The following is a 13,362-nucleotide window of genomic DNA, read 5'->3' on the forward strand; positions in this document are numbered from 1 at the left end:
TTTTCTGGGCCGGAAGTGCCGTTGCAGTACACCGCACAACCCCCTGATGACTGCCATGCCTATGTCCTCCTTTTTGCGAACTATCTTCTCCTGTCTGATCTCTTGCAAGCGGGGAGGGCCGCGCGCTCTCCTGCAGCGCTTGCTATGGCTGATCGTCTGTTTCTGTACCCTTGGCGGGGTGGGAACGGCATCGGCGGCGACCATCGACTTATCCGTTTCCGCCTATCTGCAAACGCCGGATCCCGTGCCGCGCGGCGGCAAGGCCAGCTTTTCGGTGGTCGTGACGAACAATGAGGACCTGGTCGATGCGACGGGCACCGTGCGCCTGGCGGTGGAACTGCCTGCCAATGTGAGTTTTGCATCGAGCACGGCGCCGGCCGGTTGCGCCTTCAATCTGGCGGGCAGTCCGCAATTGCTCAATTGCACGCGCAGCGGACTGGGCAAGACAGCGAACTGGACAGTAAACTTCAGCGGCACCGGCTCGGCGGCTTCCGCCGTGGTCACGAAGGCCAGCGTGTCTTTTGCCAACGTGGACACGGACGGCAACAGCTTCAACAACGATTCGATCAAAACGGTCACCGTCATCAAGGGCGCGGACCTGAGCGTGGCCGCCAGCGGCACGACCGGCTTGAGCGGCTGCCCCGCAGCCTGTACGGCAGCGGCCGGCGCAACGGTGGGCTACCAGGTGGACGTGGCGAATGCCGGTCCGGATAGCGCATCGCAATTCAAGGTCACGTACAACTTGCCGGCCAGCGCGGATTTTACCTACGCGTCGGCGTCAGGCGCCGGCTGGGCATGCGCCCGTTCGGGCACCGTGCTGACCTGTACTTACAGCGGCGCGGCCATCGGCGTCGGACAGCAGGCTCCCCCCATCACGATCGGCGGACGCATCGTGAAGAGCATCGCCGGCACCATCACCAACGGTGCGTCGGTGGCCTCCAGCGACTTGCAGACCGGTGATCCGGAAGACGGCAATAATGGACCCAGCCAGGTCATCGTCACGGTCAAGCCGGGCACCGACCTCGATGCCAAGGAAACCCTGGTGTCGAACGCCAGCGGCCTGAGCTCGTTGACGGCGGGCGAGGCGGTCAGCCTGAACCTGTGGGCAGTCAATAGCGGCACGCAGGATGCCAGCGGCGTCACCGTGAAGACGACGGTGTCCAGCGATTTCACCATCGGCACCTTGCCGGCTGGCTGCGCCAAGGCGGGCCAGACGATCACCTGCAGTATCGGCGCGCTGGCGCATGGCGACACCTCCTCCAAGTTCCTGATTCCGCTGACCGTCGCCACAGGTGCGACGGGCGGCGCGAATGTGGTGGACGTGGCGCGCAGCGCCCCGCTCGATGGCTTGAACAATCCCGCCTCGGCCACGTACACCATCGTCGCGCCATTCGCCCACCTGACCCTGACCAAGAGCAAGTCGCCAGGGCTGGTCGCAGCCAATGGCCTGATCACCAATACCATCACGGTCACCAATGCGAACACCTCCACCAGTGCCGCCAGCGGCACCGTGACCGTGACCGATACCTTGTCGCCGCAAGAAAGCTACGTCAGCGCCAGCGGCACCGGCTGGACCTGCAGCGTGGCCGGACAACTGGTCACCTGTCACTACACGATCAGCGGCAGCCTGGCGCGCGGCGCAAAACTGCCTGCCCTGGTTCTGACCACGCGCGCGCAAGCCGGTTTTGCTGGCACCTTGAGCAATACTGCCTGTACCGGCATGGCCGCCGGGTCGGCGCACCAGCCGCCGGACAATGCGAGCACGGGCAATTGCGCCACCGCCAGCGTCACATCGACGCCGCTGAACGTTGACCTGGCCATCGTCAAGACGGCGTCCCTGGCCAGCTTGCCGGCCGCGTCGAATACTTTCAGCTATACCCTGGTGGTCAGCAATGCCGGCCCGGACAGCGCTCCGACCGTCAAGGTGGTCGACGCCTTGCCGCATTGGTACAACGGCAGCAGCGGCACCACGGGTGGCAGCGTCGCGCTGGCCGGCAGCGGCGCGGGCGAAAGCTGCAGCTTTGCTTCAACCGTCACTTGCACGCTGCTGAACCTGGGCAGTGGTGCATCGCGCACCATCACCATCACGCTCAACCGCCCATTGAAGGACGGTGCCTTGCTCAATACCGCCACGGTATCGAGTCCCGATGCCATCGACACCAATGCGGCCAATAACAGCTCCGGCGCCACCGTCACCGTCGTGCCGCGGGCCGATGTCGGCGTCACGGCGATGTCCGGTGCGCCGAACCCCGTGCGCGTCGGCGTGCCGCTGGTGTACACCACCTCGATCCGCAACAATGGACCCAGCAGCGCCGCCAATGTGGTACTGCGCCAGGTCATCGATCCGGCGCGCATGAGCTTTGTGGCCGGCTCGGCCAGCATCGCGGGCAGCGCTGCGCAATGCACGCTGGTGCCTGCCTTCACCGGCGCGCCCTATGCGGGACAGTCCGGTATCGAATGCCGGACCTTTGGGCTCGGCGATGGCGAGACGCGCCAGCTGATTTTCTCGGTCATTCCCGTGTTCCCGTACCCCGATGCGCTCGACGCGACCTATGTCAGCAGCGCCACCATCAGCACCACGACCGACGACAGCAATGCGGCCAACGACAGCAGCAGCACCACGGTCACCGTGATCAGCAAGGAGCTGGACCTGAGCGTGTCGGCCGTCGATACGGGCTACGAACAGAGCCCGTTCGGCGATGCGCTGGTGTACCAGGTCAGCGTGCAAAACAATGGCCCTTCGCTGGCCACCGGCCTGAAGCTGGTCGTGGCTCCCGTGCCGCCGCCGCAAAACGGCGCGGCCGTGCCGTATACCATGCTGTGGAATGCCGCCGGCAGCACCTTGCCGGCCGGCGCCTCGTGCAGCCAGCCAGGCGGCGCGGGCTCGAACCTGGTGTGCTACCTGGCTAGCTCATCCGCTGGCAGCACCTTGGCCAGTGGCGCCAGCCGCGTGTTCGGCCTGAAATTCGATACGGGTCCCGTCAGCAATGCGCCGCTGGGATCGATCACCTACAAGATCAATGCCAGCGTCGAATCGCTGGAAACGGGGGCGGCGCCGTTTGCCGGCGACAAGCTGGCGACGAACAACGTGGTGGAAGAAACCACCACCGTGCTGCCGAAGACCGATCTGATGCTGGTGTCGAAAACCGTTTCGCCCGCCTCGCCGTTCAGCATCAACCAGCCCTTCACCTACACCCTGGTGGTGGGGAATCTGGGTCCCGCCCTCGCGGCCAGCACGGTCGTCACCGACGTGCTGCCGGCCGGTTTCGTGCTGACGGGCGCGCCGACGGCACGCCTCGGCTCGGGCGCTCCGCTGACCTTGAACAATTGCGTCAGCAGCGGTTCGCCGGTCACCGTGACCTGCACGCTGGGCGTGCTGCCGATTGCATCGGGCGCAGCCGACACGGCCAATCTGGTCAGCATCACCATCCCCGTGAAGGCGCCATACCCGGCCTATGCGGGACCGTTCGCCAGCAATATCACGAATACGGCCAGCATCGTGCCGACGCCGGGCACCTCGCGCGATCCGAATGCAGGCAACAACAGTTCCAGCGTCGATGTGCAGATCGTCAAGTCGAGCATCGCCGGCTCCGTCTATAACGATGCAAACCGCAGCAACAGCATGGATGCCGGTGAAAAAATCACCAGCAGCGTGACGTTCTCGCTGTACGGCCAGGATTTCTGGGGCAACGATATCGGCACGGCGGGCGCACCGCTGACCCTCGGTACCAGCAGCGGCGACTTCCTGTTTGACCGCCTGCCGCGCTCCGCGGCCGGCGGCTACACCCTCGTCGAGACACAGCCGGCCAGCTACGCCGACCTGTTTGAAGTCGCCGGCACGGCCGGTGGCACGCCGCCACCGGCCAGCTGCGACGGCGGCGCCAACTGTTCCGCCAGCGCGACGCACAACACCATCGGCCAGATCGTGCTGGCGCCGAATACGGCGGCGACCGGCTACCTGTTCCAGGAATACGCGCATGCGGCCATCAGCGGCTACGTGTACGCCGACAAGAACAATAACGGCTTGCGCGAGGCGGGCGAAAATGGCATCGCCGGCGTGCAGGTGAAGCTCTCCGGCCTGACCTTCTGGGGCGCCGACGTGTGCGCCGCGATGGGCAGTGCCTGCACGGCCACCACCGACGCCAATGGCAAATACAGTTTCACCAATGTCCCGCCAAGCCGGCTGGGAGAATCCTACACGGTCACCGAACTGTCCCAGCCTGCCGGCTATGCGGATGGCAAGGAGCAGAACGGTGCCGGCAATGTCGTGGCGAACAGCGCGGGCCGCGCGGCGCCGGAAGGCATCGTCGTCGGCAGCATCGAACCGGGCCTCAGCTACACCGAGCGCAATTTCGGCGAACTGGCGTTGGCGTCGATTGCCGGCAGCGTCTACATGGACAACAACCGCGATGCGGTGCGCCAGGGTGGCGAAAGCACGGGCGTGGCCGGCGTCACGCTGACCTTGAGCGGCAACGACCATCTCGGTCATCCAGTCTGTCCAGGCAGTGCAGTGCCGAGCTGTACCTTCCAGACGGGCGCGGATGGCAGTTACCTGATTGCCGGCCTGGCGCCGAGCGACGCCGCCGGCTATGCCGTGACGGTCACGCCGCCGGCCAGCCTGTATCACACGGGTGCGCAGGCTGGCAGCCTGGGTGGCCTGATCGACGGCGCCGTGCGCGTGCCTGGTACCGGCGTGCCGGGTGCGGCGATCCGCACTGCCGGCGCCATCGTGCTGCTGCCCGGTGCCACGGCGACGGGCTACCATTTCGGCCAGGCGCCAGGCGCGGCGGGCGGCGTGGCGCAGTCGCTGTCCGGTTACGTGTATATCGATGCGAACCGCAATGGCCGCAAGGATGCGGGCGAAACGGGCATCGCCGGCGTGACGGTCACGTTGTCGGGCACCACGGCTGACGGCTTCGATGTCTGCAGCGTGATCGTGCCTGCCTTGTGCACGCTGCAAACGGCGGCCGACGGCGGCTACCGCTTCACGGGCCTGCCGCAAAGCGACAGCAACGGCTATGCCGTTGTGGAAGTCCAGCCTGCCGCCTACCTCGATGGCGCGGAAAGCGTGGGCACTGTGAATGGTGTCGCGACAGGACGCATCGGCGGCAGCGCGCCCCGCTTCGACCAGTTCAGCGGCGTCGTGCTGCCGAACGGCGGCAGCGCGCGCGATTACAATTTTGGCGAACTGACGGGCAGCATCGCCGGCAAGGTCTACCTCGATGTGGATGGCAATGGTGCGGCCAGCAGCGGCGACACGCCATTGACGGGCGTGACACTGACACTGACCGGCGGTACAGGCGGTCCGGTGACGGTGCTCACCGATGCCAACGGCGCCTACCAGTTCGACGGCCTGCTTGCCGGCAGCTATACCGTGACACAAACGCAGCCGGTCAATTACGCCGATGCGGGCCAGGCTGCCGGCAATGGCGGCGGCAATGCGGGCGTGGCCAACGTGGTCAGCGCCATCGCGCTCGCACCGGGCGCACAGTTGACGGGCTACGATTTCGGCGAGAAGACAGGCGCCATCAGCGGCGCCGTCTACGTCGACGCCAACGATAATGGCGTACGCGATGCGGGTGAAACCGCAGGCATCGCCGGCGTTACCATCAGCCTGTCCGGCATCGCCCGCGATGGCGTCACGCCGGTCAAGCGCACGGCCATCACGGCGGCCGACGGCAGCTACAGCTTCCGCGATCTGCCGAACGCGAATGCGGCCGGCTATACGCTGGTAGAAACGCAGCCTACTGCCTATCTGGACGGACGCCAGCGCAAGGGCCTGATCGACGGCGCCGCATCCTGCGCCAATCCTGCCTGTGACATCGGCACGGCCAACGCCATCGCGCGCATACCATTCGATGCGTCGAAGAGCCATACGCGTTTTGACTTCGGCGAACTGCTGGCGGCGAGTATTTCCGGCCGCGTGTTCGGCGATGCGAACGACAACGGCAGCTACGAGAAGGGCGAAGGCTTGCAGGGCGTGAGCCTGACGCTGAGCGGCATCGACGGCCACGGCAAGCCGGTCAATGTCAGCGTCGTCACGGCCGCCGATGGCAGTTACACTTTCCCTGGCCTGTATCCATCGGGTCCGGGCGGCTACACGGTCACTGAAACGCAACCGGCCGGCCTGGGGAATTATCCGGGTGCGACGGGTACTTCTGTCGGCAGCGTCAACGGCAAGCCGGTCGGCAACGGCGTGGTCGATGTCATCAGCGGCATCATCCTGCCGCCACAGGGCAATGGCAGCGGCTATGATTTCCGCGAACAGGTGTCGTCGTTGCGGGGTTTCGTGTATCGCGACCTGAACGACAACGGCGCCATGGACGCGGGTGAAGCAGGCATCGCCGAGATTGAAATCACCTTGCGCGGCGCGAATGGTTTTAGCCGTACGGTGGTGACCGGAACCGATGGCAGCTACCGCTTCGACGGCCTGCCTGCCGGTACCTACAGCCTGCTGGAAAGCCAGCCTGCCGTGTATCTCGACGGCCGCGAAACGGCCGGTAGCGCCGGCGGCAAGGTGAATAACGCCAGCTTCGGCGCGGCGCCAGAACACAACACGATCGGCGACATCGTGCTGCCAGTGGCGACGCAGGCGAGCGGCTATCTGTTTGGCGAACGCCATATGCTGGGCAAGCTCGGTGGCGTGGTGTATGCGGACCTGAATAACGACGGCGTTCGCAACGAAGGCGAGCAAGGCATTGCCGGCGTGACGGTGGTCCTGAGCGGCACTTCCGTCGATGGCAAGCCGGTCAAACTGAGCGTGGTGACCGGTGCCGACGGCAGCTATCTGTTCGATACGGTGCCAGTCAGCGACGCCGCCGGCTACACCCTGACGGAAACGCAGCCGGCCGGCTATGTGGACGGCAAGACGGTAGTGCTGCCAGGGTCGGTTGGTACGGCCAACGCCAGCAAGCCTGTCGGCGTGGGCAACAAGGATACGATCACCGGCATCAAGCTGGCGGCGGGCGACGACATGCGCGGCTATTTGTTCGGCGAGAAGGGCATACCGCAATTGAAGCCGCCCATCATCAACGGCTACGTATGGCTGAATCATGACGGCAGCCGTGTGCGTCCGCTCGACGGCAGCCAGGCTGGCGTGGCTGGCTGGACGGCCGAATTGCACCAGGAAGGCAAATTGATCTGCCGCGCCATCACGGACGAGAAAGGCTTCTACCAGTTCGACAACCTGCATTGCCCCGGCTACGAGGCAAGTGGCTTGCCGACGGGTTCCGGCTATGCGATCACCTTCCTCAAGGATGGCAACAACATGCCGAATGTGCCCGTTTCGACAGGGGGCGAAGGCGTGGTGGTGCCAGGTGGCAGCCGCATCAGCAACCTGACCTTGCGCGACGGCGACCGTGTCGTCGAGCAGAATCTGCCGCTTGATCCTGCCGGCGTGGTGTACGACTCCGTGACGCGCAAGCCGGTGGCTGGCGCCGTGGTGTCGATCAGCGGCCCTGCCGGTTTCGACAGCGCCGCGCACCTGGTCGGTGGGGTAGCCGAGCAGACGCAAACCGTAGGCAGCGACGGCATGTACCAGTTCCTGTTGCAGAACGGCTTCCCCAGCGGCGTGTATACGCTGAGCGTGTTAGCTCCGGCGAACTACCTGCTGGCGCCATCCGGTAGCCTGCCGGCCTGCAAGGGACCATTGACAGTGGGCCTGGTGCCCGATCCGGCCTTTATCCAGGCCAGCGAGCTGGCGCCGGCATTGTCGACGAAGATGGAACTCGATCCGAATAACTGCACCGGACTGATCGCCGGAGGCGCCAGGACCACGCAGTATTACCTGAGCTTTGTCATCACGAATGGCGGTTCGGCACCGATCCTGAACAACCATATTCCGCTCGATCCGCTGGGCAGCGACAGCATCATGGTGACGAAGACGACACCGATGCTGAACGTCACGCGCGGCGACCTGGTGCCGTACACGATCACGGCCAGCAATCCCCAGGCGGCGACGCTGGGGGCGATGGAGGTGCGCGATTTGATACCGGCCGGCTTCAAGTACCGCGTCGGCAGTGCTACCCGCAATGGCGTGCCGGCGGAACCTGTCGTCGATGGCCGCAGCCTGCGCTGGAAAGAAAGCGGTTTCGCACCGAAGGAGAAGAAGACCTACAAGCTGATGCTGATGGTGGGCAGCGGCGTTGGCGATGGCGAATACGTCAACCAGGCCTGGGCAGCGACGGGCGAGACGCGTATTTCCAACCTGGCTACTGCCACGGTGCGCGTGGTGCCGGATGCCACCTTCGATTGTCCCGACATCATCGGCAAGGTGTTCGACGACCAGAACGCGAATGGCTACCAGGATGAAGGCGAAGCGGGCATTGCCGGCGTGCGCATGGCGACGGCGCGCGGCTTGCTGGTGACGACGGATGCGGAAGGACGTTTCCACGTGGCTTGTCCGGCGATTCCGAATGCGGACCGCGGCTCGAACTTCGTCATGAAGCTTGACGACCGCACCCTGCCGAGCGGCTACCGCGTCACCACGGAAAATCCGCGCGATGTGCGTCTGACCCGAGGCAAGGTGGTCAAGCTGAACTTTGGCGCCACGATCCATCGGGTAGTACGTCTTGAGTTGAGCGACGCTGCATTCGTTGCGGGCGAAACGGCCTTGCAGGCGGAATGGGCCGGGCGCATCGAAGGACTGGTGAGCCAGTTGCGCGCCAAGCCGTCGGTACTGCGCATCGCGTATGCCGCTGGCGGCGATGCCGCGCTGGCGGCGCGCCGCAGCAAGGCGATCGAAAGCGAGATGCAGGCGCGCTGGCAGGCACTGCAAAACGAATATCCCCTCGTCATCGAGATCGAGGGCGCACAATGAAACCGAAAATGACCATGAACGTTAGCAATCAAGGCACCCTCAAAGCGGCGGCCAGCCCGGCCCCCAAGCGGCTCGTGTATTTGCTTGGCAGCATAGGCTTTGTGTGTCTGGGCGCGCACGCGCAACAGGCAAATGAGCACGCGCTGCGGGGGAAAATGCTGGACCGGGGCCACAGCATGGGGGCGCAGCAGCCCTCGAGCGGCGAGCAGGAGTCGTCGGCTTTCAGCGGTCTGGCGCCGTCCGGCCTGAGCCGCGCCGAGCGCCGCGTGATCCTGGAAGCGGTGCCGCCGGCCGTGCCGGCGCAGCAGAGCGTGACCTTCGACGACCTGCTGTCGGGCACCAACTTCGAGTCCGGCCGCGATGTGCTGCTGCCGGCCGCGATGGCCCGGCTTGACGCGCTTGCCGCACGTTTGCGCGGCAAGCAGAAGGTGCGCGTGCAGGTGATCGGGCATACGGACAACCAGCGCATCGCTGCCTGGCTGAAGCCGACTTTTCCGACCAACCAGCATCTGTCGGAGGCGCGCGCGCTGGCCGTCACGGCCTATCTGATGCGAGCACTGGACTTGCCGGCAGCGGCCTTTGCCGCCAGCGGCAAGGGCGAGAGCGAAGCAATCGCGTCGAACGCCACGCCGCAAGGCATGGCGCAGAACCGCCGCACGGAAATCCGTGCCTGGTACGAGGAAGCCGTCGAACTGCCGGCTGTCGCCGCCGCAGCGCCGAAGCGCATCGAGACGGAAGTACTGGTCGACGATTGTGCCGTCGCCAGCCAGGTGGCCAACCGCGATGCGGCCTTCTCCATCAGCATTGACGGCGTGGTGCAGGAAACCGATACGCGCCAGCAGGAAGCGGACCGCCAGCGCTGCGTCGACGTGGCGCTGGAACGTTCCGACATCCAGGTCAAGTACGATCCCCTGAACGTTGCGCCGGCCTTGAATGTCTGGCTGGCGGCGCCTCATGCGCAGCGCCAGGCGCCTGTGCGTTTTGGCACCTACACCAACTACGCTTTTTTCCAGCAGCGCGCCGAGATCCGCATTTTCGCCAAGGGACAGAGCACGCAGGAGCAGCCATTTGCCATCGTGCCCGCGACGATGGGCGAAGCCACGGCCTGGCAGGCGCCGGCGGATGCGCCGGAGCAGATCGGCTACCTGCTGCGCGTATACGACGCCAGCGGCAAGTTCGACGAGACGCGCCTGCAGCCACTGCGCCTGCTCGATGCGGTGCCGGCCGAAGCGCCGGGCAAGAAGGCCGGTGGCGAAGCGTTGGCCGGCTGGGGCGAATCGAGCCTGATCCTGCGCAATATCGATGCATCAGGCGGCAGCGTCACCATCAGCGGCGAGAAGATCAAGCCTGGCCAGCAGGTGACGGCGCTGGGCATGGTCGTGCCGGTCGACGCCAACGGCAAGTTCGCCATGCGCCAGATCATGCGTCCTGGACCGCATACGGTGGAGGTGGCCGTGAAGGATGGCAGCGGAGCCGGCATGACCTTCCGCCGCAACCTGAACATCGCCGACAGCGACTGGTTCTATGTGGCGCTGGCCGACCTGACCATTGGCCGCGACCGCACCAAGGGGCCGGCGGAACTGGTCACGGGCGACACGCAGCACTATAAGAACGAGACCTGGGCCGATGGCCGTGGCGCGTTTTATTTGAAGGGCAAGATCAAGGGCGACTATTTGCTGACGGCCAGCGCCGACACGCGCGAGCAGCCGCTGCGCGACCTGTTCCACAACTTCCAGAGCAAGGATCCGAACTACCTGCTGCGCCGCATCGATCCGGACAAATACTATCCCGTGTACGGCGACGACAGCACCACCGTCGACGATGCGCCAACCCAGGGGCGTTTTTACGTGCGCCTGGAAAAAGGCGATTCTTCCGTCATGTGGGGGAATTTCCAGACCACCTGGAGCGGCTCGGAACTGGCACAGTACAGCCGTGGCCTGTATGGCGCGAACCTGTTGTGGAATGGCGCCGCCAGCACCAGCCATGGCGAAAAGGCCAGCACGGTCAACGCCTTTGCCGCTTCGCCGGGGACCTTGCAGTCGCGCGAGGAATTTCGCGGCACGGGCGGTTCGCAATACTATCTGCGCCACCTGGATCTGACGCAGGGTTCGGAACGCCTGTGGGTGGAAGTGCGCGACAAGGATTCGGGCCTGGTGATCGAACGCATCCAGCTGACGCCGTCGCAGGATTATGAAATCAACTACCTGCAGGGACGCCTGACCTTGCGCTCGCCGCTGTCCTCCGTGGCCGATGGCGGTGCGCTGGTGCAAAGCGCAAGCCTGAGCGGCAATCCCGTGTACCTGGTGGCGACATATGAATACGTGCCGGGCCTGAGCGCCATTTCCGGCACCTCGGTGGGGGTGCGCGCCAGCCACTGGTTCAACGACCATGTACGCATCGGGGCCAGCAATTATCACCAGGGCGAACAGGGTTCGGATCAGACCCTCAAGGAGCTGGACCTGACCTTGCGCTACAAGCCGGGCACCTGGATCAAGGCCGAGGCAGCCCGTTCCAGTGGCGACGCCAGCAGCGTGCTCAGTTCATCGAGCGGCGGTTTTGATTTCAACCAGACGACGGCGGGCGGACGCCCGGCCAACGCGAAGCGTTTCGACGGTGCGCTGGACCTTGCTGACCTGGGCGGCGCGGCGCGTGGCCGTATCGCCGCCTACTGGCAGGACCGCGAAGCGGGCTACGCGGGACCGGGCATGCAGACCCTGAACGGCGAAGCCGTGCGGCAAACGGGCCTGGCTGCGACCTTGCCACTGGGCGAGCGCACGGAAATGTCGCTGAAGGCAGATGACCGCACGGCCACCAGCCAGGATGCGCGCGCGGTGGAAGCGGCACTGCGCCACAAGCTCGATGCGGAGTGGGGCGTGTCGGCAGGCCTGCGGCACGACCGCCGCGACAATGCGATTGGCGGGGACAATGCCAGCGCCATCCTGAGCCAGGATGGCGGGCGTAGCGACGCCGTGCTGCGCGTCGACTATCGGCCATTGCAGGAAGGCCAGCAAGCCCGTGATGGCGTGCTGGAAAGGACGCCGGCGTCGAGCGCCGTACCGCAGCAGCAGGGATTGGAAGGCGGCATCACGGGCCAGCTGGTGACGCAGGGCCGCGAGGCGGGCATGGCTGGCGGTCCGCAGTATGGCCCCGACACCACGCTCGCTTCCGGCGTGGCCTCGGCGCGCGTGGCAGGATTGCTGTATGCGCCGTGGGACATGTACGGTTTCGTGCAGCATACCTTGTCGCGCAGCGGCAATCGCGCCCTGAATGACCGCGCGGGACTCGGTGGCACCTACCAGGTGAGCGAACGCCTGCGCCTCGGGGCCGAAGCGTCGGGCGGCAGCGGCGGCGTGGGCGGCCAGTTGTTCGGCAACATGCAGATGGATGAGCGCAGCAGCGTTTACCTGAACTACCGCATGGAGACGGAAACGCCGGATGTGAACTACAGCGGCCGCCAGTCCACGCTGACGGCGGGCAGCCGCTACCGCCTGAACGACAAAGCCGGCCTGTTTGCGGAAAGCCGCTGGGGCAATGGCGCGGGACCGCAAAGCCTGACGCACGCGTTCGGCGTGGACCTGGCGCCCACCGAGCGCTGGACCACGGGCATCAAGTTCGAGACGGGTACGCTGTCGAACCCCTTGTCGGGCGACTTGAAGCGCGACGCCATCGGCCTGACGGCGGCGTATGCCTACGAGCGGCTGAAGTTTTCCAGCGCGCTGGAGTTCCGCACCGACCGCACGAAGTCGCTGGGTACGGTCGATGGCAGTTGCGCCACCGTGCCGGCTGACGGCGGCTGCGCCACGGACGCGAACAGCGAACACCGCAAGGTGTGGCTGACACGTAATGCGCTGAGCTACCAGCTGGACCGCGATTGGCGCCTGCTGGGGAAATTCAACCTGTCGCGCAGCAGCTCCACGCGGGGGGCCTTCTACGATGGCGATTACACGGAAGTCGTGACGGGAGCGGCCTATCGCCCGGTCGACAACGACCGCTGGAATACCCTGTTCAAGTACACGTACTTTTACAACCTGCCATCGCCAGGCCAGGTTGACGGCGTCACGGGCGGGGTGCTCGATTACACGCAGAAAAGCCATATCCTGAATGTCGATACGACGTATGACGTCAGGCCATGGCTGTCGGTGGGCGGGAAATTCGGTGTGCGCACGGGCCAGTTGCGGGCGTCGAAGACGCAAGGCGACTGGTTCTCCAGCCGCGCGGAATTGCTGGTGCTGCGCGCCGACATTCATATCGTCAAGGAGTGGGACGCCCTGATCGAGGGGCGCAGGCTGAAGGCGCGCGAGGCGGGAGATGCACGCGCCGGCGCCCTGATCGGCGTCTACCGGCATGTGGCGAAGCACGCCAAGATCGGCATCGGCTACAACTTCACGACCTTCTCGGACGATTTGACGGATTTGTCGTATCGCAGCCGGGGCTGGTTCCTGAACGCCATCAGCACGTTCTGACGCCGATTGACGCGCCAGGAAGGCAGGGCAGTCTCGCGGCTGCCCTGCTTTTTTTTCGCCGTTCGCGTGTCTCCCTGGCGA

The 13,362-nt window shown here is 65.4% G+C and carries 2 protein-coding genes; both read left to right on the forward strand.

Going from position 1 to position 13,362, the window contains the following annotated elements:
- Positions 1-178: 178 nt before the first annotated feature.
- Complete coding sequence (locus tag SJI03_RS03610) at positions 179-8,818, forward strand: SdrD B-like domain-containing protein (protein ID WP_322426277.1); 8,640 nt, start codon at positions 179-181, stop codon at positions 8,816-8,818.
- Positions 8,819-8,832: 14 nt separating this feature from the next.
- The gene (locus tag SJI03_RS03615) at positions 8,833-13,281 is read left to right on the forward strand and encodes an OmpA family protein (RefSeq protein WP_322426278.1); all 4,449 of its coding nucleotides are present in this window, start codon (positions 8,833-8,835) and stop codon (positions 13,279-13,281) included.
- Positions 13,282-13,362 lie beyond the last annotated feature (81 nt).

The sequence above is a fragment of the Janthinobacterium sp. GMG1 genome, from assembly GCF_034427795.1.
Taxonomy (GTDB): Bacteria; Pseudomonadota; Gammaproteobacteria; order Burkholderiales; family Burkholderiaceae_D; genus Janthinobacterium.

Excerpts from the sequence above, each read along its gene's own strand:
- SJI03_RS03615 (WP_322426278.1), top strand. The coding sequence starts at position 8,833 with ATGAACGTTAGCAATCAAGGCACCCTCAAAGCGGCGGCCAGCCCGGCC.